Origin of the sequence: Polaribacter haliotis, from assembly GCF_014784055.1 — a bacterium.
Classification (GTDB): domain Bacteria; phylum Bacteroidota; class Bacteroidia; order Flavobacteriales; family Flavobacteriaceae; genus Polaribacter; species Polaribacter haliotis.
This window is the reverse complement of sequence record NZ_CP061813.1, coordinates 671,818-695,082: the sequence shown is the minus strand read 5'-3', so window position 1 is coordinate 695,082 and position 23,265 is coordinate 671,818. Positions and strand designations below refer to the sequence as shown.

Sequence of the window (23,265 nt, the reverse complement as noted above, 5' to 3'; positions counted from 1 at the left end):
TTTTGGTCGGTTTTGCTTGTTTAACTTAAATGTTTTCTTCATTTAAGTCAATCTTGTAATTATTTTAATAGTAATTTTGCAACTTCTATTAAAGTAGGTTATGAAAACGAATAAATCTCAAATTTTAATTATTGTAGCATTTATATCCATTTATGTAATTTGGGGTTCTACCTACTTATTCAACAAAGTTGCAGTAACAGAATTACCACCATTTTTCTTGGCTTGTATTCGTTTTTCTACAGCTGGAGTTTTAATGTTATTAATTGCCAAAATTTTTGGTTTTAGTCTTAAAATTACTAAAAAGCAATTCCTCAATTCAGCCATAGCATCATTATTTTTTTTGATTTTAGGAAATAGTGTTTTTGTTTGGGCATTGCAATATGTAGATAGTGGTTTTGCAGCTTTAATAGCTTCTACTCAACCTTTATTTGTATTGTTAATTTTACGTTTTTTAGACCGAAAACCAATGCAAAAAAAATCTATTGTAGGAGTTTGTTTGGGTGTTTTAGGGATGGTTTTATTAGTAAGTCAGCAAGAGTTAGTCACATCAGATGAAACCATTTTAGGAATTGTAGTAATGTTAGGTTGTGTTTTAGGTTGGAGTTATGGAGGTGTTTTTGTTTCCAAAGCAGATTTACCAAAAAATTTCTTTGTAAGCACAGGAATACAAATGGTAATTGCTGGAGTTGTTTTGGCTATTTTAAGTCTTTCTTTTAAAGAAAATTGGACTTCTCCATTAACATGGAGCTCTAATGTTCAAATCTCAATGTTTTTATTAGTTATTTTGGGAGGTATTGTCGCTTTTACAGCATTTAACTACTTATTAAAAGTAGTTTCTACAGAAAAAGTAGCAACTTCTGCATATGTAAACCCTGTTATCGCTTTATTTATGGGCTGGTATTTTCTAGAGGAAAAAATCTCTACGCAATCTATGATTGCTTCTGCCATTTTATTAACAGGTGTTTATTTTATAACTTCAAGAAAAAGGAAAGTGAAAAATGTAAATGGTACTTCTAAAACTTAAATTCCTGTTTTTTTTTATTGATGTTAATTTTTAAAATTGAATTATAATTTTCGAAATGAGTTCAATATACTATCATTCACGCAAATTATAAAAAAAGAATATCCTTAATTTTACATTTATAAAATTAACCTGTGCAAGCAAAAAAAATCATAAAAGACTTTCCAAAATTATTAAAGAAAACAGGAAGTAATTGGTTAGATAGTGGCCCTTTTGAATTAAGTGCAATTGTTGCCTATTATGCCATTTTATCTTTACCTGCCTTAATTGTTATCATCTTAAATTTGGTTGGAAATATTTGGGGAAGAGAAATTGTAGAAGGCGAATTATTGGATGAAATCACGAAAGCTGTAGGAATTCAAACAGCAGAATCTATTCGAGTGATGATGTTGGATAGAGGTGATGAATCTGTCTCTATTTTTACAACATTTATTGGAGTTGGAACACTTATTTATGGTGCAACAGGAGTTTTTTATCAGTTACAAGCAGCGTTTGATAAAATTTGGAAATTAAAAGAAAACACAAACACAAACGGATTTATAAAGATGATTGTAGATCGCCTAAAAAGCTTTGGTTTTATTTTAATTATTGGTTTTTTATTACTGATTAGTTTCATTTTAACAGCATTAATTAGTGCATTTAGCAGGAGAATAGAAGTATTTGTGCCAGATAATTTGTTTGAATATATCTATGTTATAGATTTTTTAATGTCCATTTTATTTATCTACGTTTTATTTGCTGCAATGTTTAAATATTTACCAAGTAAAAAAGTGCGTTGGAGAGCTGTAAAAGTAGGAGCAGCTTTAACAGCTATTTTATTTGTAATTGGTAAGTATTTATTGGCTTGGTATTTTAGTGAAATGGATCCAGGTTCTACTTATGGAGCCGCAGGTTCTGTAATTTTGATTATGTTATGGGTTTCATACTCAAGTTTAATTCTCTTTTTTGGAGCGCATTTTACAAAAGTGTATGCAGATACATATTTGAATAATAAAGATGAAATAATTATTAAAGAATAAAATTATTCAGCTTCTACATTTGGTAATTTATAACCTATAAAAGAGCTATGAATCCTAAATATTAATATATCAAATAACACAAATAAAATTAGAAGTAATTTCTATATAATTATTTACAATATCTTTTTCTTTAAGGTTTAATGTCTTGTTAGTTATATCTTAATCAATCCAAATTGATTTTGTATTCACAAATTCACGAATTCCATAACTTGATAATTCTCTACCATAACCAGAATTTTTAATACCACCAAAAGGTAATCTTGGATCTGAAGCCACCAATTTATTTACAAAACTATTCCCTGCTTCTAATTGTAAAGCCACTTTTTCTCCTCTTTTAGAATCGCCTGTAATTACACCAGAACCCAAACCAAAAGTGGAATTATTTGCTAATTCAATCGCTTCTTCTTCTGTTTTTGCTTTAATTACAGAAGCAACTGGACCAAAAAGTTCTTCATCAAAACCAGTCATTCCAGCTTTTAAATCCGCTAAAATTGTAGCAGGATAATACGCACCTTTTCTATCTGGAATTTTACCACCTAAAACCAATTTACCACCTTGTTTAACTGTTTTTTCTACTTGTTCGTGCAATTCATCCCGTAAATCTACTCTTGCCATTGGTCCATAATAAACTTCTTCGTTCGTAGGTTCTCCCATTTTTGCATCTTTCATTTTTTTGGTGAAGAGTTTTAGAAAATCATCATAAATTTCTTCTAAAACTATAAAACGTTTTGCGGCGATGCAAGTTTGTCCGTTATTTTGCAAACGTCCATAAGTAGCTAAATCCGTCGCTTTTTCTAAATCTGCATCTTCCAAAATGATATATGCATCACTTCCTCCTAATTCTAAAACGGTTTTCTTTAAATTTTCTCCAGCAATTTTTGCAACAGAACGTCCTGCAGGTTCACTTCCTGTCAATGTAACTGCTACAATATTTTTATCTTCAATAACTGCTTTAATGTCTTTAGATTCTAAATTTAAGTTGGTAAAAACTCCATCAGGAAAACCTGCTTTTTTAAATGCATCTTCCAAAGCAAAAGCACAACCTTGTACATTAGATGCATGTTTTAGAACACCAGTATTACCAGTCATAACTGCTGGTGCAGCAAAACGAATTACCTGATAAAATGGAAAATTCCAAGGCATTACAGCTAAAGTAACTCCTAAAGGTTGAAAAGTAACATAACTTTTTTGAGCTTCAGTTTTTATAACTTCATCTGCTATTAATTCTTCAATATTAACAGCATAATATCTACAGATTTTTGCACATTTTTCTATTTCTGCACGAGATTGTTTAATTATTTTACCCATTTCCTGGGTTGCTAATTGCGCATATTCTTCTACGTTTTCTTCAAAAATTGTCGCTAATTTATTCATTAATTTAGAACGTTCTTCAAAACTTGTTTTTTTCCATGTTTGGTAAGTTTCATTCGCTTTAGCTACTTTTCCTTTCGCTTCTTTTGAAGAAATTCTTTCATAACTTTTTATTTCTTCTTCTGTTGCAGGATTTATAGTTGTTGTCTTTTTCATTTTTTTATTTTTTTGAATTTTCTTTCAATAATACATTCAATATTTTATGATTTAGCGAATAATCTACAGCTAAATCTATTACATGAATTCCTTTTAAATCTAATGTTTTTGCTAATATTTCTTCAAAATCTTTAATGGATGTTGGTCTGTAACCAAAAGCACCAAAACTTTCTGCATATTTTACAAAATCAGGATTTTTATATTCCAAACCAAATTTAGGGAATCCTTCTCCTTCTTGTTTCCACTCAATCATTCCATAGGCATTATCATTTAAAATAATAATTACCATATCTAATTCCATACGAATTGCGGTTTCCAATTCTTGCGAATTCATCATAAAACCACCATCTCCATTTACAGAAATTACTTTTTTATCTGGATTTAGTTTTTTAGCCATCATTGCAGAAGGAAAACCTGCGCCCATTGTTGCCAAAGCATTGTCTAAAATTAAAGTATTTTGAGCATAAGCAGGAAAATTACGCGCAAACCAAATTTTATAAATTCCGTTGTCTAAAGTTACAATTCCATCTTCAGGTAAAATATCTCTGGTAATTTTAACCAATCTTTGAGGCAAAATAGGGAAGCGATTGTTTTCTTCATATTTTGCTAAATGATTAGACACATTTTCCTTCACTTTTAAATAAAAATCATTATTCCATTTTTTAGAATTGTCTTTTAACTGACTTGTTAATTCTTTAATAGTCGAAGCAATATCTCCAATAACATTCAATTGTGGGAAATAAACTTCATTAATTTCAGCTGCAAAAAAGTTGACATGGATTACTTTTCGTTTGTCATCAGCATTCATTATAAATGGTGGTTTTTCAATAGAATCATGACCAACATTAATAATTAAATCGGCATTTTCAATGGCTTCATGAATAAAATCACTCGAAGAAAGTGCAGCTGTACCAATATATAAAGGATTTCTTTCATCAATAATTCCTTTTCCCATTTGTGTATTAAAAAATGGGATTTCTAATGTTTTTACAAAATCAGTAAGTGCCACAGAAGCTCTTTTTCTATTTGCACCAGCACCAATTAATAAGAGTGGTTTTTTTGCTGAACATATCATTTTACAAGCATCTAAAACCGAATCTTTATTTGCAGATGGAATTTTTATGTTTTCAACATTAAAAAAGTGAGGTTTTTCTACTTCTTCTTTGGCAACATCTTCTGGAATTTCTAGATGAACAGCTCCAGGTCTTTCTTCTTGAGAACGTCTAAACGCTTCTCTAATAATGGCTCCAGAATTTTTACCATACGTAATTTGTTTGGTGAATTTTGTAAGCGGTTGCATCATTTCTACCACATCTAAAATTTGAAACTTTCCTTGTTTACTCTCTTTAATAGGTTTCTGACCTGTAAGTATAACCATTGGCATTGCACCTAATTGTGCATACGCAGTTGGTGTAACTAAATTTGTGGCTCCTGGACCTAAAGTGGACATGCAAACTCCAGGTTTTCCTGTGAGTCGTCCATAAGTTGCTGCCATAAAACCAGCACCTTGTTCATGTCTTGTTATTATAATCTCAATTTTATTGGATTTTCGGATGGATTCTAAAACGTCTAAATTTTCTTCACCTGGCAATCCAAAAATATATTCTACACCTTCATTTTCTAATGCTTGTATAATTATATCGGAAGTTTTCATGTTTTTCTATAGCTTTTTTTTTAGATGAAATTCGATCATCATTTCTTCGAATTTAAGAATAAAATAGTTGTTAATATTCATCATCAACCTTAAAAATCTGTTAATTTTAAAGGGATTGTCTTATAAAGTGTTAATTTTTGGAATGAGTCCAAATAGATTTCAAAAGAGCCAATAATCACCTTTTTTAATTCCTAATTTCGTGGAAATTCATAAAAAATAAAATAGATGTCAGAGAAAATAAAAGCATATGGAACAGAAGCTGCAGATAAAGATTTGCAACAAATGGAAATCGAAAGAAGAGCAATTTTAGAAAATGATGTAAAAATCGATATTTTATATTGTGGAGTTTGTCATAGCGATATTCACGCAGCAAAAAACGATTGGGGAAATGCAAACTATCCATTAGTTCCTGGTCATGAAATTGTTGGAAAAGTAATTGAAGTTGGTACTGATGTTAAAAATTATAAAGAAGGAGATTTAGTTGGAGTAGGATGTATGGTCGATTCTTGTAAAGAATGTGGTGCTTGTGAAGACGATTTAGAACAATTCTGTGAAAAAGGAATGGTTGGGACCTATAATGGAAAAGACAAACATTCTGGAGATAGAACTTTCGGAGGATATTCAACCTCGATTGTTGTAAGAGAAGAATTTGTGTTGAAAGTACCAACGAATTTAGATACAAAAGCAGTTGCACCATTATTATGTGCAGGAATTACTACGTTTTCACCTTTAAATCATTGGAAAATTAAAAAAGGAGACAAAGTTGGTATTATTGGTTTAGGTGGACTTGGACATATGGGAATTAAATTCGCAAGTGCAATGGGTGCAGAAACGTATATGATTACAACTTCCGAAGGAAAAGCAGAAGACGCTAAAAAATTAGGAGCAGATGATGTAATTATTTCAAAAAATAAAGATGAAATGAAAAAACATGCAGGAAGTTTCGATTTTCTGTTGAATACTGTTCCTGTAAAACACGATATCAATCCGTATTTACAAATCTTAAAAAGAGATTCCACAATGGTTATGGTTGGCGCAATTGAGCCTTTAGAGCCAATGAATGGTGGGAATTTAATTATGGGAAGAAAAAGAGTTGCAGGTTCATTAATTGGCGGAATTAAAGAAACACAAGAAATGTTAGATTTCTGTGGAGAGCATAATATCACATCAGAAATTGAAATGATTGACATGCAAGATATCAACAAAGCTTTTGAAAGAGTTACAAATAACGATGTAAAATACCGTTTTGTAATTGATATGAAAACATTAAAAGAAGCATAGAAAGAGAAAATAAATATTAATTAAAAAACAGAAAAAGATGATAAAACCAAGAGAAAAAGCACCAAATTTAGAAATTAATTTAGTGAACGGTACTAAATGGAGTTTACAAGAACAAACACCAGAAAACTTTACAATGCTTGTTTTTTATAGAGGAAAACACTGTCCTGTTTGTAAAAAACAATTAGAAGAACTTCAAAAGAAAAAAGACGAGTTTACAGAAAGAGGTGTAAATCTAATTGCAATAAGTTCAGATACTGAAGAAGTAGCCAAAGAAACGTATAAAGAATGGGATATTGACGATATTCCTGTTGGATATGATTTTCCAATTGAAGAAGCCAGAAAATGGGGTTTATTTATTTCTGAAGGAATTAAAAAAGAACCTAAACATTTTACAGAACCAGGTTTGTTTTTAATCCATAAAGACGGAACTGTCTATTGGGAATCTATACAATCGATGCCTTTTGGAAGATCTCCTTTGAGAGAAGTTTTAGGCGGAATCGATTATATTTTAAAAGAAGGATATCCTGCAAGAGGAGAAGCGTAAATTATTAACTTAAATAAGAAAAAATATGGACATTAAATTTGAATACCATGATATTACAGCAAGCGAACGTTTAGAAGCTTTTACAACAGAAAAACTGAATCATATGTATAAGAAATATGATTTTCTAATAAGAGCAGATGTGTTTTTTAAACAAGAAAATACATCTTCAGAAGAAACAGGAAAAATTTGCGGAATTAGAGTAAGTTTACCTGGACCAAGATTATTTGCAGAATCAAGTAACGATAATTTTGAGTCGTCTGTTAGTGAAGCAATTCGTGAATTAGACGTACAATTAAGAAAGAAAAAAGATAAAATGAAGGCTTATTAAACAAGTTTTCGAGTTATAAAGCGAAAAACCTTCCAATTTGGAAGGTTTTTTTACGATTAAAAATATGGATTCAATAGTTTTTTTCTTGATATTAAGTTGATTTAAAGGTTAATACCTAAAAACCACTGAGAATCACGTAATAATTTGAAAATAAATGAATTAATAAATTGTAAGTCTAAAATATGGTGGCATCTTTGCAACTTAATAAATTAATAACAATATTATGAATACAGGTACAGTAAAATTTTTCAACGAAACTAAAGGTTTTGGATTTATCACTGAAGAAGGAGTTGAAAAAGATCATTTCGTACACATTTCTGGTTTAGTAGACGAGATTCGTGAAGGAGATAAAGTAGAATTTGATTTACAAGAAGGTAACAAAGGTTTAAACGCAGTAAACGTAAAAGTTATCTAATAACATATACTTTCAAGTTTAAAAGAAAGCTCATCAATTTTGATGAGCTTTTTTTATGCTTTTTTTTGAATTAAAAATGCAGTAAAGAAAAAACCATATCAACAAAAAGTGTAGTTATCTTTGCACAAAATAATTTTACATGTCAAAACATTTTTCCGATTTAGGAATCCATCAACAATTACAACAAAGTTTAACAGATTTACAGATTTCTGTGCCTACAGATATTCAGCAGAAAGTAATTCCTGTAATCTTAAATCAGCATGAAGATGTAGTTGCAATGGCAAAAACTGGAACAGGTAAAACTGCTTCTTTTGGCTTGCCTTTATTGCAATTAATTGACACAAAAAAAGAAGATATTCAGGCGATTATTTTAGCGCCAACAAGAGAATTGGGGCAACAAATTCATAGTAATTTAGAATCTTTTGCAAAACACAGTCCAGATATTTCTATTGCTGTTGTTTGTGGAGGAATTCCTATCAAACCACAAATAGATCGCTTAAAAGAGAAAACACATATTGTAGTGGCAACTCCAGGACGTTTGGCAGATTTGGTAAAACGTGAAGCCATCAACATAAAAAATATTTCTTACTTTATTTTAGATGAAGCAGATGAAATGGTAAGTGCTTTAAAAGAAGGTTTGGATGCCATTATTGCTGAAATTCCGAAAAAAAGAAGAACTTTCTTATTTACAGCAACAATGCCTGGTGCTATTAGACAATTGGTAAATAACTACATGTCTAAAGAAGTGGTTACCATTGAAGCTGATATGAAAACTGTTGGTCATCAAGGAATTGACCATCAATATGTAGTTGTAGAACCCATTGAAAAATTAGAAGTTTTATTACATTTCTTAAATTCTAAAGAAGGCCAAAGAGGAATTATTTTCTGTAAAACAAAAGCTGCAGTTAATAAATTAGCAAAGAATTTAGCTATTAATAAATTTTCATCAGGAGCAATTCATGGAAGTTTAACCCAAGGAATTCGAGATAGAATTATGGGACAATTTAGAGAAGGACACATAGATATTTTAGTGGCAACAGATTTAGCCGCAAGAGGAATTGATGTAAAAGAGATTTCTTATGTGGTTAATTATCATTTGCCAGATACGTATGATGCGTATGTGCACAGAAGTGGAAGAACAGCCAGAGCAGGAGCAAAGGGACTTTCTTTAACTATTTTACAGCAAGAAGAAGTGGTGGATATTGCAGATTTTGAAAAGGAATTAGGAATTTCATTTTCGAGATATGAAAAAGCAGATGCCCAATCTATAGAAGAAAATAATGGCTTGTTGTGGGCAAAAAAAATATTTAAAACAAAACCGAATAAAACAATATCGGAAGATTTTAAATCTCAAATAAAAACCATATTTCATCATTTAACAAAAGAAGAATTGGTAGATAAGATTTTGGCAAATTATTTGGCACAAACTGCTTCAAATACTCCAAAAACAGAAGAAGTTAAAAAGAAGAAGAAGAGATAAAAGCCCATCCTAGCCTTCCCAAAGGGAAGGAACACTCTTGTGATACTTATTGTTTTTATAGATAAGTATAATAGTGAGGAAAGTAGTTTACCGAATGTTAGTTCGAGTGATTCCACTTTTTTGTGGAATTGTATCGAGAACATTTTTAAATATAAAATTATAGCTTAAATTATATGAGCGAACAAAAAAATAATCCAGAAATAGATGCTTGTATAAAAACAATACAAGATTTATTGGCGGATACAAATCAGCTTTTTGAGATTCCAGAAGCACAAAGAGTCGCACTTTTTAAAGTTGCTGGCGAATTATCTCGTCCAAATAGAGATGAATTTCAGCGAAGAAGAAAAGACGCTAAAAAAGCAGCAAAAAGAAAGAGAATTGAAAGCGATAAACATGCAAGAAAATCAACCGGAATTCGTTCTGCAAGAGAAGCAGCCTTGTTTGTGGCACCAAAATTATTAGGTGCAGCTGCAATTCCAGAAGACACACCAGAATTAGAATCTCCAAGAAATTGCTACGTATGTAAAGCAGTTTTTACAAAATTGCATCATTTTTATGATACCATGTGTACAGATTGTGGTGACTTGAATTATGCGAAACGTTTTCAAACGACAGATTTAACAGGACAAGTTGCTGTAATTACAGGATCTCGTTTAAAAATTGGCTATCATATTACTTTAATGGCTTTACGTTCTGGAGCAACAGTAATTGCTACGACTCGTTTTCCTGCAGATTCTGCCATTCGTTTTGCAAAAGAAGAAGATTATAAAGATTGGAGCGATCGTTTACACATTCATGGTTTGGATTTAAGACACATTCCAAGTGTAGAAATTTTCTGTAATTATATAGAACAGAAATACGATAGATTAGATATTCTCATAAACAATGCAGCACAAACTGTAAGAAGACCATCAGGTTTTTACGCTCATATGATGGAAAATGAAAAGAAACCAATTGATCAACTTCCAATATTAGCACAGACTTTGTTAGAAAATCATGCTGAATGTTTGAAAGAAATATCAGATTTAAGTATTTCATCAACAAAAACAGCTAAAAATAATGTGTTGCCAGTAACTTGGCATGGACCAGAACCAGGAATAGGCTTAAGAAATTCAGCTGAATTGTCTCAAATTCCTTATAGTTTCGACAATTCTTTACAAACAGCAGAAGTTTTTCCTGAAGGAAAATTAGATGCAGATTTACAACAAGTAGATTTAAGAAAAACAAACAGTTGGCGTTTGCGTTTAGGCGAAATCGAAACCACAGAAATGGTGGAAGTTCAGTTGGTAAATGCTGTTGCACCTTTTGTTTTGTGTAATCGTTTGTCTAATTTAATGATGAAAGAAAACACAGGAAAGAAACACATTATCAACGTTTCTGCGATGGAAGGGAAGTTTCATAGATTCAAAAAAGTGGATAGACATCCTCATACAAATATGGCTAAAGCGGCTTTAAATATGTTAACACATACTTCATCAGCAACTTTTGCAAAGAAAGGAATTTACATGAATGCTGTGGATACAGGTTGGGTTACAGATGAAGATCCTGCTGAATTATCTAAAAAGAAAGAAGAAGTGCACGATTTTCAACCTCCTTTAGATATTGTAGATGGTGCAGCAAGAGTGATGGATCCTTTAATTGACGGAATAAATACCGGAAAACATTGGTCTGGAAAGTTTTTGAAAGATTATTTTCCTATTGACTGGTAAAAGCCCCTTTAATTCCCCAAAGGGGAAAACACTCTTATGTTCTTGTTTTATGGGGCGATATGTCTGTAAATATTTGTGAAACACTCTCTTTTTCTTAATTTTCCAAAAGAAAAAAATAATTTGGTTATCTATTTTATTAAAAATATTATCCGTAAACATCTGTGTAATCTGTAAAATTCGTGTTTTTTTCTCTGTGAACCTCTGTGAAAAAACTCTGTTAATCTCTGTGAAATAACTACTTAATTATAGGAGCTAAAACCTCCCAAACTGTATTTGCCATAATTTTATGTCCTTTTACATTTGGGTGAATTCCATCATTCTGATTCAATGAAGAAATTCCACCAACATCTTTTAAAAGAAAAGGAATAAAAGCGATTTTGTTTTCTTTGGCAATATCAATAAATAGTTGTTTGAATTCGGTTGTATAGTCCAAACCCATATTTGGTGGCAATTGCATTCCAGCTAATATTATTTTTGTTTTTGGGCTTTTTTCTCTGACAACATCAATAATAGCTTGTAAATTAGATTTTGTTTCAGTTAATTGTACGCCTCTTAATCCATCATTTGCTCCTAATTCTAAAAGAAATACTTCAGGTTTATTTTTTATGACCCAATCAATTCTACTTTTTCCACCAGCAGTTGTTTCTCCACTTACTCCAGAGTTTACAACAGTATAATTCAGTCCTAAAGAATCTATTTTTTGCTCTAAAATTGCTGGAAAAGCATCATTTGTATCGTCTAAACCATAACCAGCAGTAATACTATCACCAAAACAAAGAATCGTTTTATTAGTTGATGAATTTTCTTCAGTTTTAGTATTTGTTACTTCTTTTGTTGAAGTATTATTTTCGGTTGACTTTTTTTCTTTCTCATTTCCACAAGAAATCAGCAAGAATACAATTATAAAATAACATAACTTTATGAGTTTAGAAGAACTAAATATTGGTTTAGATGCTTGAATTTCCTTATTTTTAACCTTGAACATTAGTCGCTTCATAAATTATAATTATTTAGATGTCAAAGATATTAAAGATAACTGGTTTAGAAAAAACATATACCAGTGGTAACAAAGAATTAACGGTTTTACGAGATATTTCTTTTGAAGTAGAAGCAGGGCAAACTTTCTCGATTGTTGGGCCTTCTGGAAGTGGAAAAACAACTTTATTAGGTATTTGTGCAGGTTTAGATCAGCCAAATGCTGGAAATGTAGAATTATGTGGACAAGATTTAAGTAGTTTAAATGAAGACGAACGTGCACAATTAAGAAATAAAGAAGTTGGTTTTATTTTTCAGAATTTTCAATTATTACCAACACTTACAGCATTAGAAAATGTGAGTGTTCCCTTGGAATTACAAGGCGCAAAAGATGCAACTGCAAAAAGTAGAATCTTGTTAGGAAAAGTAGGTTTGGGAGATCGTGTGCATCATTATCCGTCTCAACTTTCTGGTGGAGAACAACAAAGAGTTGCTTTGGCAAGAGCGTTTTCGAACTCGCCATCTATTTTATTTGCAGATGAACCTACAGGAAATTTAGACGAAGAAACAGGTGAAAAAGTAATTAAATTATTATTCGATTTAAACAAAGAAAACGGAACTACTTTGGTAATTATTTCTCACGATTTAGAATTGGCAAATCGTACACAACAAATATTACGCTTAAAGGGAGGAAAAATAATATCGAACGAATTGACTGCTACATTGTGAAAAACGATTTAACCAACAAAAATTTACAGATATCTTGGCTTTTAAAAATGGCTTGGAGAGATGCCAAAGCCAGTAAAGTACGCTTGTTATTATTTATGGCGTCTATTATTTTAGGAATTTCGGCTGTAGTTTCTATTCAATTATTCAGTACCAATTTAAAGGACAATATTAAAAGTCAGTCTAAAACGTTAATGGGAGCAGATTTTATTATCGATTCTAGACAAGAACCTACAGAACGTGCCAAAGCTATTATAGATTCTTTAAAACCAAATGCATCTGAAGTCAATTTTGTATCGATGATTGCGTTTCTAAAAAGCGGAAACACAAAATTGGTAAAAGTTCGTGGTTTAGAAGGCGCTTTTCCTTTTTATGGAGAAATAAAAACCGCTCCAGAAAATGCTTCATCAGAATATCAAAAAAATGGAGGAGCTTTAGTTGACGCTACTTTGTTACTTCAATTTAATGCAAAAGTTGGTGATTCTATAAAAGTAGGTGAAGTAAAAATTCCGATTGCTGGAGCATTAAAATCTATTCCAGGTAGTTCTGCAATTTCAAGTTCTATTGCACCCACTGTAATAATTCCTTATCGTTTTATTGAAGCAACAAAATTACTACAATTTGGAAGTAGAAAAGAATATCAATATTTCTACAAAGTTTCTGATACCCTGAATTTAACAAGATTAGAAAACAAAATAGGCAAAGTTTTAGATGCAGAAAATGCAGATTTAGACACACACACAAGTACCACAGAACGTTTAGGAAGGCGTTATGATAATGTCGGCAAATTCCTGAATTTGGCCGCTTTTATAGCTTTATTATTAGGTTGTATTGGTATTGCAAGTTCTGTACATATTTACATCAAAGAAAAATTAAAGGCCATTGCTGTTTTAAAATGTATGGGCGCATCAAGATTGCAAAGTTTCTTAATTTTCTTGTTTCAAATTGCTGGAATTGGAATTATTGGTGGTTTTATAGGATCTTTAATTGGTGTTTTATTACAGCTTTTATTTCCTTATTTATTGAATGAATTTTTACCTTTTACATTAGAAATTAGTATTTCTTTTCAACCAATTTTAATTGGTATTTTATTAGGATTATTTATGTCGGTTTTGTTTGCATTATTACCATTGCTTCGAACTTGGTATGTATCACCTTTAGATGTTTTAAGAGTTGATGAAAAAGCATCACAAGAACCCAAAAAAATACGCTTTATTGTATTTGGAATTATTTTATTATTCCTGTTTTTATTCTCTTTTTGGTTGATTCAAAATGCTTTATATGCTTTTGCATTTGTAATTGCGACGTTAATTACATTTCTGTTATTGGCAAGTGTAGCCTTGGGTTTTATAAAATTAATCAAACGTTTTTTTCCAAAGAATTGGAATTTTACAGCGCGCCAAAGTTTATTGAATTTATTCAGACCTAACAATCAAACCGTGGTTTTAGTAGTTGCCATTGGTTTGGGAACTTTTTTAATAAGTACTTTATATTTTACAAAAGATATTTTACTGTCAAAAACAACCATAGAACAGAGTTCTAAAGATGCTAATATTATTATTTTAGATGTTCAAAGTAGTCAGAGAAAGAAATTATCAGAAAATATAACGAGTAAAAATTTACCTGTTTTATCGAATATTCCTTTAGTAACGATGCGAATGCACAGTATTAAAGGAAGGTTGGTAAATGATATTCGTAAAGATAGCACTCGAAAAATTCGACGTTGGATTTTAAATCGTGAATTCAGAACTACGTATCGAGATTCTTTAACAACTTCCGAAGAAATTATAGAAGGTGAGTGGATTCCAACTATTAAACAAGGAGATGGTGTAAAGATTTCTATTGATAAAAGGTTGTCTAAAGACGCAAATGTTTCAGTTGGAGATGATATCGTTTTTAACGTACAAGGTGTTTTAATGAAAACAACTGTTGGTAGCATTCGTGAAGTAGATTGGTCTCAAATCGAGCCTAATTTTATGATTCTTTTTCCTGCTGGAGTTTTGGAAGAAGCACCACAGTTTAGTGTTTTTTCAACAAAAGTACCAGATGAAAAAACATCTGCTTTATTTCAACGAGATTTAGTGGACAAATTCCCAAATGTTACTGTAATTGATTTAAGACAAATATTTACAGTCGTAGAAGATATTTTAGATAAAGTTTCTTGGATTATCAATTTTATGGCTTTTTTTAGCATTCTTACAGGAATTATTGTTTTGATTGGGTCTGTAAGAACCAGTAAATATCAAAGAATTAAGGAAAGTGTTTTATTGAGAACATTGGGCGCAAAAAATAAACAGATTCTACAAATTACTGCTTTCGAATATGTTTTTTTAGGTTTATTAGGCAGTTTAGTAGGAATCCTTTTGGCATTGATAAGTAGTTTTGCTTTAGCTATTTTCGTCTTTAAAGAGCCCTTTTTTCCATCTATAATTCCTTTTGTGGTGTTTTTACCAGGAATTACATTGTTGGTTTTATTAATTGGTTTGAGTAATATTCAATCTGTTTTAAAGAGTTCTCCTTTGGAAGTTTTACGAAGAGAAGCATAGAGTTTTTAGTGTTGAGTTTTAAGTTTTTAGTTGAAACTCATATCTTTAAATCTTGTGTTATTTTTGTTTGATGTAATTTTGGATTCAAGGGTTTTCAAAAATAATAAGTATTAGATTTGCAAAACTTAAGAATGCTATAGAAATTGATAAATTCTTATCATTTTTTGAAGTGATTTTAGGACTATAAAAAACATAAAATGGCAAATAATAAAAAAGACCAACAAGATATTTTAGATAAATTGAATATCAAAGAGCTGAACCCTATGCAAATAGAGGCGACTGCTGTTATTCAAAAGACAGATAATACCATTTTGCTTTCCCCAACAGGAACAGGAAAAACATTGGCTTTTTTATTACCAGTTATCAAGAATTTAGATCCAGAAAATCCGGATATTCAAGTACTTATTTTAGTGCCTTCAAGAGAATTAGCCATCCAAATTGAACAAGTGGTTCGTGGAATGGGTTCTGGGTACAAAGTAAATGCGGTTTATGGTGGAAGACCCATGTCTAAAGATAAAATAGAACTGAAACATGTACCTGCCATTTTAATTGGAACTCCAGGTAGAATTTCCGATCATTTTGCGAACGAACGTTTTTCAAGAGATAGTATTAAAACATTGGTTTTAGATGAGTTTGATAAGTCTTTAGAAGTCGGTTTTGAGTATGAAATGAGACAAATCATAAGAGATTTACCTGCTTTAAGTAAACGTATTTTAACTTCTGCAACACAAGGAGTTACGATTCCAGATTTTGTTGGCTTGGAAGAACCAAGAACTATTAATTATTTAAAAGGAAAAAAGGTTTCTAAATTAGAAATTAAAACCGTTATTTCTCCTGCTAAAAACAAACTAAATACACTTTTGCACTTGTTGAATCATTTAGGAAATCAGCAAGGAATTATCTTTTGTAATTTAAAAGATAGCATAAATAATGTGAGTACTTTTTTAGAAAGTAAAAACATTAGACATGGTTGTTTTAGTGGTGGAATGGAACAAAAAGACAGAGAACGTTCTTTGATAAAATTCAGTAATGGAACCAACCAAATTTTAATTGCGACAGATTTGGCTGCAAGAGGAATTGATGTTCCAGAAATGAATTACATTATTCATTATGAATTACCACAAGCATTAGAAGAATTTACACATAGAAATGGACGTACAGCAAGAGTTTCTGCAGAAGGAACTGCGTATGTAATTAAGTGGAAAGATCAACTTTTACCAGAATTTATAAAAGATGCTGATGTTGTAGATATTTCGAAACAAGCAGAAAGAAAAGCGCCTTATTGGGAAACCGTATTTATTTCTGGTGGAAGAAAAGATAAAATTTCTAAAGGAGATATTGCAGGTTTATTCATTAAACAAGGGAAATTAACAAGAGATCAATTAGGAGACATCGATTTAAAACAAGATTGTGCTTTTGTAGCAGTTCCTTTGACTTTAGCTGAAGGTTTGGTTGAAAAATTGAACAATTCTCGTTTAAAAAAGAAGAAAGTTAGAATGTATACTGTTTAAACTTTACAAAATATTATTATAAAAAAAGCCTGTAATTTCTTACAGGCTTTTTAAATTTATAATTAGATATCTTATTTATTTAAGACATTTAATAACGTTTCTGCAACCAATTTAGAAGAAGCAGGATTTTGACCGGTAATTAAAAGTCCGTCAGTTACTACATGTTCAGCCCAATCATCACCTTTAGAATAATTTCCTCCATTTGCTTTTAGCATATCTTCCACTAAAAATGGAACAACATCAACCAAATCAACACCTTTTTCTTCAGAATTTGTAAAACCAGTTACTTTTTTTCCTTTTACAATTGGTTCTCCATCTTTTCCTTTTACGGATTTTAAAGCAGCAGGAGCATGACAAACAAAAGAAATTGGTTTTTCTAATTTATTAAAAGTTTCAATTAAAGTAATTGAATGTTCGTCATTTGCTAAATCCCATAAAGGACCATGACCACCAGGATAAAAAACAGCATCGAAATCTGCAGGATTCATATCTGCAATTTTGTTGGTATTGTTAATTAATTCTTGTGCTTTTGTATCACTTATAAAACGTTTTGTGTCTTCTGTAGCAGTGTCTTCAGTATCGCTACTTGGGTCAACTGGTGCTTTTCCACCTTTTGGAGTCGCTAAAGTAATTTCTACACCTTTATCTAATAATGTATAATAAGGAGCAGCAAATTCTTCAATCCAAAATCCTGTTTTTTTTCCAGTATCTCCTAATGTATCATGTGATGTTAAAACGAATAATATTTTCATGTTTATTTTTTTTTAATTTATTGTAATTGTTTACTTATTGTATTTCGGTTACTAGATCTTCCATAGGTTTTCTAACTTTTACTAAATTAACCAACCAATCTTCGTCTTCCTCTCTGTAACCTATTGGTAAAAGAACAGCACTTCTTAATCCTTTTTCACGTAATCCTAAAATTTCATCAACAGCAACTGGATCAAAACCCTCTAATGGAGTTGCATCTACACCTTCGTAAGCTGCCGCAATAATGGCATGAGAAAAAGCGATATATGCTTGTTTTGCAGCATGATTAAAGTTTTCTTCTGCCTCTTTCTGTGGATAAGCATTTAATAACATTTGACGATAGTTTTCCCAACCTTCATTTTTAAAACCACGAATTTCATTTGTTAAATCGAACATATAATTAATTCGGTCTTCTGTATAATTATCCCAAGCAGCAAACACTAAAAGGTGAGAACAGTCTGTAATTACAGATTGATTCCAAGCTACTGGTTTAATTTTTTCTTTAATTTCTTGATTCTTTATAACAAAAATTTCAAAAGGTTGTAAACCACTTGAAGTTGGCGCCAAACGTGCAGCTTCTAATATGCGTTCAATTTTATCTTCTGCTACTTTTTTACCATTCATGGCTTTTGCAGCGTATCTCCAATTTAATTTATCTAATAATTCCATATTGTTTTATTTTTATTTATTCACTTTAATACTATTCCAAGCAGCTATATATGCTTCTTCTAATTCTTTATTTTCTATTTGTATTGCTCCACGTTTTTGTGATATCATTAAAAATGATAATGGGTTAATAGCGTATGCATAAAGGATGTAGTTAGAAATAGGTTTAATAATTCCTTCTTTTTTTCCACGTTCCCAAAGATCTAATAATGGCTGTAAATGTTTAATGCCTTCTTGTCTACTTACTTCGTCAATCATTGGGGTATTATCACATTGTGCCAAAAACATGGCATTCTTACAATCATTAAATTTATAATCTGCAATGCGTTGCCATATCATTTTAAAGCCTTCTTCAATTGGCATGTTTTCATCATAGGTATCAAACACAAATTTTGTGTATGTGGCTTTAACTTCTACATAAGTCTGATTTACTAAATCTTGTTTATTTTCAAAATATAAATAGATTGTTGCAGGTGAAACATTTGCCATTTTAGCAATCTTACTCATTGGTGTAGCATGAAACCCATTATTATTTACCAACTCTATAGTTGCATTTACTAAAGCATTTTTTTTATCGATACTTTTTTGAAGTTTTGCCATTTTAATCTTATTTCTAGTACAAAGGTAAGTTAAAAATGAACGTTCATTCTTTTTTTAACAAATTTTTAGCTACTTAAAATATCTGTAAAAAGAGAACCTATTTTTTAATTTAGGAATAAGTTTTAAAATAAAAATTTGATGAGAAGATACACCTACTTTGAAATTACTTTTAACTTAATAACCCCAAAGAAATTCAACAATTTCATGATTACATAAGTCATATCAATTTCATGCCATTTCACCCCAAAATTTGGACTACTTGCATATTTATGATGATTGTTATGATACCCTTCACCCATCATTAAAAAATCGAAATGGAAAAGGTTTTTACTTGTATTTTTCATTTTGAAGTTTACATAACCATAAATATGACCAAACCAATTGATAATTACACCATGAATTGGCGCCATTAAAAAAGTAATTGGCAACAATAACCATTGCCACCAAGAAGTTGCAAAAGCTACAAAGAATAAGATGTAAAAAGTAATCCAAAGAATTCTTGAAAAACGAGAACTTGCAAAAGCATCAAAACTTTTCCATTGAGGAACATTTTTAGTAAAACGCGCATCTACAGCTATTTTTTGTTCATTAATATCCTGATAAATGGTTTTTGTTTTCCACATCATAGCAAACAAATTGTCATCATGAGAAGGCGAGTGAGGGTCTTTTTCTGTGTCTGTATAGGCATGATGCATTCTGTGCATAATTCCATACCCATAAGCACTTAAATAACTTGCTCCTTGAAAAAACCATGTTAATATAAATGTAATTCGCTCCATAGTTTTAGACATTGTAAAAACTTGGTGAGCAGCATATCTGTGTAAAAAGAAAGATTGAAAAAACAAACCTCCATACCAAAGCACTAAAACAAAAATGATTATTGTCATCTATTTTTTTGCGCAAAGTTAAATTGCTATTTCCATTGAAACAATGAACCTAAATCAATAAAATAAATGTTAAAAATTATAATAATCGTTTTCTGATTCTGCTTAAAGCTTGCGCTGTAACTCCAATGTAAGAGCTAATGTATTTTAATGGAATTACCTTTATTAATTCTGGTCGTTCTTTAAAAAGCTTTAAATAACGTTCTTTCGCAGTAAGATTTAGTAAATATTGTTCTCTTTTAGATTTCAACAGAAAAAGACGTTCTGCAGTTAATCTTCCTATTAAATTTCCTATTTGTGTTTTGTTGTAAACCTCTTGCAAATCGTTATAATTAATGCTTAAAAGTGTAGTTTCTGTTAATGCTTGAAGCTCATAAACAGAAGGTTGTTGCGTTAGAAAAGAATCATAAGCACTAATAAATTGATTCTTAAAACTAAACCCAAAAGTTATTTCTTTGTCTGGATCTTCTTTAGGAATATACAGACGAACAACACCAGTTTCTATAAAGGAAATATGATTTTCTAATTCGTTTAGTTTTAGAAAAACATTTTTTTTAGGAATTATTCGTCTTTCTAATTTGGAATTAAAAAAGTCCCAATCCTCATTAGAGATTTCTGCAATTTGTTTTAAATAGGCTTTTATTTGTTCCAATTATTTGTTGTCTTGATATTGATAACCAAAGATAAGGAAGCTTAAGTGTTTTAAGTTTAAACCTTGTAGAAAATAATGTAGGAGGTAAGTCAATTTTAATAAGATGGGAAATTTAACTAACAGATTGCTTCCTGACTCACAATGACAATTACGAATACAAAATCAAAAATACACCTAGCATAATTCCAAATAAAGGAACCAACTTTTTACGTTTATTCTTCTCTTTAAAAATTAAACCTCCAACAACAACTGCTATTAAAATCTGACTTCTTTTAATCGCGGACAATAACATAATTAACGCATCAGGATCTTGTAAGGCTTTAAAATAGAAGTAATCTGCAGTTTGTAGTAAAATACCAACAGCAATAATTGTCCACCGAAATTTGAACGATTTTCGTTTTTCAGCGTAAGGAAACCAAGTTATAGAAAGAATAACGAGTAAAATCAAAATCGTGTAAAAACAAAACCAGAATTGTAATGTTTGCGGATTCAAAGTTAAATTCTGAATTAAAAATTTATCATACAAACCACTAGAAGCTCCTAAAAAAGTAGCTCCAATAATGGCGAATATCCATTTGTTTTTCTTGAAAATAATTCCTTCTTTTTTTCCGATTCTAGAGTAGAGTAGAACTGAAAAAATAATAAGGAAGAAACCAATCCATTGAAAAGAGTTTGGTTGTTCGTTGTAAATTAAAATAGCTCCAATAAACGTGAAAAACGGACCTGCAGAACGAATTGGAGTAACAATTGTTAGTGGTAAGTGTTTTAAAGCTGCATAGGCTAAAATCCACGAAGCAGCCATTATCATCGATTTTATAAAAATAAAACCATGTGTTTGCCAGGGAAGTTCTGTAATATAAAAACCAATTTCTTTAAAATATTCAGGATTGTATTTAGAGCCAATAAAAAAAGGAATAAATAATAAAAACCCAGAAAGTAAGGTTCCTAAAAGTACAGGAAACACTTCGTTTCCTTGTACTGCATGTTTTTTACATAAATTGTGTAATCCCAGAAAAAGTGCGGCTAATAAACCTAAATACATCCACATAATGCGCGCGAAGATAGTTTTTTTGTTACTTATAAATACGTTTTAATAAGACTGTTTAAAAGAAAGTAAAAAGAAGTTTTTAAAGGTTTTTTCTGCCCATTTTTGTTCTGTTTTAGAAATTGGGTTATTGTTTAAAAGAAGTGCTGCCAAACTATATTTTGCAGTTTTGTATACTCTTGGGAAAGAAGTAATTTTGTTATTGTTTATATGTACTAATGTTAATTTTTGTGCACCAATAAATTCTTTAGGAAATTCTGTAATATAATTATAACCTGCATGTAAAACACGTAAATTTTTCATCCCTGAAATTTCGTTTGGAATGTTTTTTAAATAATTGTTATTTATATAGAAATAAGAAACTTGGTTTAAATGACCAATTTCTTTAGGAAGTTCACTCAATTTATTATGATCTAACCATAAAGAGTAAAGCAATGGTAATTTGGCCAAATAACCATAACTTTCTACATCTTGTAAATTATTGTAAGATAAATTTAGATCTTTAATTGTTTTTAACTCTTGTATGTTTTTTGGTAATTTATTGATATTATTCCCACTTAAATTCAAAAATTCTAATGGAATATTAGATAATTTATTAAACGTGTTTTTTAAGTTTAAGTTACTATTATAGGCAATTGAGAGTTGTTTTAAATTGATAAACTTTGTGATATTTTTAGGTATTGTTTTAAGGTGAAGACTATCTAAAATAAGTACTTCTAATTTTTCTGGATTTGGTAAAGCATCTAATGTTTTATCGATATCTAAAAGTATATTTCCAGAAAGGTTTATCATTCTTAAATCCTTTAAAGTTTTAATATTTTCAGGAACTTCTTTAAGATTATTGTAACTAAAATTTAATCTTTTTGTCTGTGCATTAAAAGTTTCTAAAGTCGCTGTTTCACCATAAAATGTTTGGTAGGTTTTACAACTAGAAATAATCAAGAATAAAACAAGTATATATATGTTTTTAGAATTAATCATCTGTATTATTTGTATAATTAATACTTCCAATAAATTCATAATATAATTTATCTTTTTTAGCAACATTCCAAGGAAAACGTGGGTTTAATCCAAAACCGTCATGTAATTTATTTTGTACATAAGCTCCCAAACGTTCGCTATTTATGCCAATTTTAGAACTTACAGAATAATTGGCATCTTGGTAAGCTACAAAACCATATAAATTTGAGTAAAATAAATCTTTAAAAGGTGGTAAGGTAAACCAAACATTTTTACGACCATCATCAGAATTTAAAGGGTTTCTAGGTGATTTGGAATAATTGGGTTGTGCTGTAAATAGTGCTATTCCAATTCCTGTTTGAAATACTCTATGTTGTTTATTTATTGAAGTATACCCAGCATAAAAAGAACCTGTAGTTGCATAATCTGTTCTTTCTCCATTAAATAATTTACCGATTTTAAAATCGTTTGTAAAAATGGTATGCATACTTTTATTTCCTTTACTAAATCGCATAATAAACTGACCATTTTTTATGCCATAACTTTTTAATTCTTTGGGTAAATAATCTTTACTAAACCCAAAGCCTAAGCCAATAAAACCACCTTTACCATTCGGATTATAAATTACTTCGTTATTTAATTTAGACACAGAAGAACCTAATAAATTGGTGTTATTTCCAATGCCAACCAAGGTAAAACCTTCATAGGAAAAGGCGAGCCCGTTTATTTTTTTTGTATGTCTTTTTATAAATTGATAAGAAACAAAAGACAAACCACTTTCTAAAGACATTTTGCCATAGTTTAAAGCACCAAAACCAAAAGCACCAATTTGCAACGATTTGTTTTGGTTTCCCAAAACAAGTGTTCCTTTAATTAGGAAACCTCCATTAATATTTAGTTCTTGAGCTTTTAAAACCGAAGCTTTAATCAAAAAAAGAATCAGAAATAAATTAAAGAAAGCTTTCAAATAAG

22 protein-coding genes are annotated in these 23,265 nt (G+C 30.4%); 11 read left to right on the top strand and 11 right to left on the bottom strand.

What is annotated here, in order from left to right:
- Positions 1 to 100: 100 nt before the first annotated feature.
- Entirely contained in the window at positions 101 to 1,024 is a 924-nt protein-coding gene (locus H9I45_RS02745) for an EamA family transporter (protein WP_088353468.1), read from the top strand.
- Positions 1,025 to 1,155: 131 nt separating this feature from the next.
- Positions 1,156 to 2,040: a YihY/virulence factor BrkB family protein gene (locus H9I45_RS02740; protein WP_088353469.1), complete on the top strand. Its 885-nt coding sequence runs from the start codon at positions 1,156 to 1,158 to the stop codon at positions 2,038 to 2,040.
- A 159-nt stretch (positions 2,041 to 2,199) separates the two neighbouring features.
- On the opposite strand, the gene H9I45_RS02735 is transcribed toward H9I45_RS02740, so the two are convergent.
- Positions 2,200 to 3,567, bottom strand: coding sequence for an NAD-dependent succinate-semialdehyde dehydrogenase (locus H9I45_RS02735; protein WP_088353470.1), 1,368 nt, complete (start codon positions 3,565 to 3,567; stop codon positions 2,200 to 2,202).
- Positions 3,568 to 3,571: 4 nt separating this feature from the next.
- A complete protein-coding gene (locus H9I45_RS02730) occupies positions 3,572 to 5,221 on the bottom strand; it encodes an acetolactate synthase large subunit (RefSeq protein ID WP_088353471.1) in 1,650 nt (549 codons plus the stop codon).
- A gap of 225 nt (positions 5,222 to 5,446) precedes the next feature.
- On the opposite strand from H9I45_RS02730, the gene H9I45_RS02725 reads away from it, so the two are divergent.
- From H9I45_RS02725 to H9I45_RS02700, 6 genes are all read left to right on the top strand, one after another.
- Positions 5,447 to 6,502 (top strand): NAD(P)-dependent alcohol dehydrogenase, encoded by a 1,056-nt coding sequence (locus tag H9I45_RS02725; RefSeq protein ID WP_088353472.1) that lies wholly within the window; start codon positions 5,447 to 5,449, stop codon positions 6,500 to 6,502.
- Positions 6,503 to 6,539: 37 nt separating this feature from the next.
- A complete protein-coding gene (locus tag H9I45_RS02720) occupies positions 6,540 to 7,046 on the top strand; it encodes a peroxiredoxin-like family protein (protein WP_088353473.1) in 507 nt (168 codons plus the stop codon).
- Positions 7,047 to 7,071: 25 nt separating this feature from the next.
- Positions 7,072 to 7,374 (top strand): ribosome hibernation-promoting factor, HPF/YfiA family, encoded by a 303-nt coding sequence (gene hpf, locus H9I45_RS02715; RefSeq protein WP_088353474.1) that lies wholly within the window; start codon positions 7,072 to 7,074, stop codon positions 7,372 to 7,374.
- 223 nt (positions 7,375 to 7,597) lie between these two features.
- On the top strand, positions 7,598 to 7,789 hold the full coding sequence (locus tag H9I45_RS02710; protein ID WP_088353475.1) for a cold-shock protein: 192 nt from the start codon (positions 7,598 to 7,600) through the stop codon (positions 7,787 to 7,789).
- 139 nt (positions 7,790 to 7,928) lie between these two features.
- Positions 7,929 to 9,269 (top strand): DEAD/DEAH box helicase, encoded by a 1,341-nt coding sequence (locus tag H9I45_RS02705; RefSeq protein ID WP_088353476.1) that lies wholly within the window; start codon positions 7,929 to 7,931, stop codon positions 9,267 to 9,269.
- A gap of 173 nt (positions 9,270 to 9,442) precedes the next feature.
- Positions 9,443 to 10,978 carry an SDR family NAD(P)-dependent oxidoreductase gene (locus tag H9I45_RS02700; protein ID WP_088353477.1) on the top strand — a complete coding sequence of 512 codons (1,536 nt, stop codon included), beginning with the start codon at positions 9,443 to 9,445 and terminating at the stop codon, positions 10,976 to 10,978.
- Positions 10,979 to 11,213: 235 nt separating this feature from the next.
- Here H9I45_RS02700 and H9I45_RS02695 read toward each other — a convergent pair whose 3' ends face one another.
- Positions 11,214 to 11,963: an arylesterase gene (locus H9I45_RS02695; RefSeq protein ID WP_088353478.1), complete on the bottom strand. Its 750-nt coding sequence runs from the start codon at positions 11,961 to 11,963 to the stop codon at positions 11,214 to 11,216.
- A 29-nt stretch (positions 11,964 to 11,992) separates the two neighbouring features.
- On the opposite strand from H9I45_RS02695, the gene H9I45_RS02690 reads away from it, so the two are divergent.
- The 3 genes from H9I45_RS02690 (at position 11,993) to H9I45_RS02680 (ending at position 16,736) form a co-directional block, all read left to right on the top strand.
- Positions 11,993 to 12,682: an ABC transporter ATP-binding protein gene (locus tag H9I45_RS02690; protein ID WP_088353479.1), complete on the top strand. Its 690-nt coding sequence runs from the start codon at positions 11,993 to 11,995 to the stop codon at positions 12,680 to 12,682.
- A 47-nt stretch (positions 12,683 to 12,729) separates the two neighbouring features.
- Positions 12,730 to 15,225: an ABC transporter permease gene (locus H9I45_RS02685; protein ID WP_088353480.1), complete on the top strand. Its 2,496-nt coding sequence runs from the start codon at positions 12,730 to 12,732 to the stop codon at positions 15,223 to 15,225.
- 197 nt (positions 15,226 to 15,422) lie between these two features.
- The gene (locus H9I45_RS02680) at positions 15,423 to 16,736 is read left to right on the top strand and encodes a DEAD/DEAH box helicase (RefSeq protein ID WP_088353481.1); all 1,314 of its coding nucleotides are present in this window, start codon (positions 15,423 to 15,425) and stop codon (positions 16,734 to 16,736) included.
- Positions 16,737 to 16,807: 71 nt separating this feature from the next.
- Here the strand turns inward: H9I45_RS02680 and H9I45_RS02675 are convergent, their stop codons facing one another.
- From H9I45_RS02675 to H9I45_RS02640, 8 genes are all read right to left on the bottom strand, one after another.
- Positions 16,808 to 17,488: a type 1 glutamine amidotransferase domain-containing protein gene (locus H9I45_RS02675; RefSeq protein ID WP_088353482.1), complete on the bottom strand. Its 681-nt coding sequence runs from the start codon at positions 17,486 to 17,488 to the stop codon at positions 16,808 to 16,810.
- A gap of 34 nt (positions 17,489 to 17,522) precedes the next feature.
- Positions 17,523 to 18,155 (bottom strand): NAD(P)H-dependent oxidoreductase, encoded by a 633-nt coding sequence (locus H9I45_RS02670; RefSeq protein ID WP_088353483.1) that lies wholly within the window; start codon positions 18,153 to 18,155, stop codon positions 17,523 to 17,525.
- Positions 18,156 to 18,167: 12 nt separating this feature from the next.
- The gene (locus H9I45_RS02665; RefSeq protein WP_088353484.1) at positions 18,168 to 18,752 is read right to left on the bottom strand and encodes a TetR/AcrR family transcriptional regulator; all 585 of its coding nucleotides are present in this window, start codon (positions 18,750 to 18,752) and stop codon (positions 18,168 to 18,170) included.
- A gap of 152 nt (positions 18,753 to 18,904) precedes the next feature.
- Positions 18,905 to 19,639 carry an acyl-CoA desaturase gene (locus tag H9I45_RS02660; protein WP_088353485.1) on the bottom strand — a complete coding sequence of 245 codons (735 nt, stop codon included), beginning with the start codon at positions 19,637 to 19,639 and terminating at the stop codon, positions 18,905 to 18,907.
- A 76-nt stretch (positions 19,640 to 19,715) separates the two neighbouring features.
- Positions 19,716 to 20,288, bottom strand: a complete 573-nt coding sequence (locus tag H9I45_RS02655) for a Crp/Fnr family transcriptional regulator (RefSeq protein WP_088353486.1) — start codon at positions 20,286 to 20,288, stop codon at positions 19,716 to 19,718.
- Between the two features lie 148 nt (positions 20,289 to 20,436).
- Positions 20,437 to 21,336 (bottom strand): EamA family transporter, encoded by a 900-nt coding sequence (locus tag H9I45_RS02650; RefSeq protein WP_088353487.1) that lies wholly within the window; start codon positions 21,334 to 21,336, stop codon positions 20,437 to 20,439.
- Positions 21,337 to 21,378: 42 nt separating this feature from the next.
- Positions 21,379 to 22,314: a leucine-rich repeat domain-containing protein gene (locus H9I45_RS02645; RefSeq protein ID WP_176397535.1), complete on the bottom strand. Its 936-nt coding sequence runs from the start codon at positions 22,312 to 22,314 to the stop codon at positions 21,379 to 21,381.
- Positions 22,307 to 23,260 carry a hypothetical protein gene (locus H9I45_RS02640; protein ID WP_140422739.1) on the bottom strand — a complete coding sequence of 318 codons (954 nt, stop codon included), beginning with the start codon at positions 23,258 to 23,260 and terminating at the stop codon, positions 22,307 to 22,309. The genes H9I45_RS02645 and H9I45_RS02640 overlap by 8 nt, the downstream gene beginning before the upstream one ends.
- Between the last annotated feature and the right edge of the window lie 5 nt (positions 23,261 to 23,265).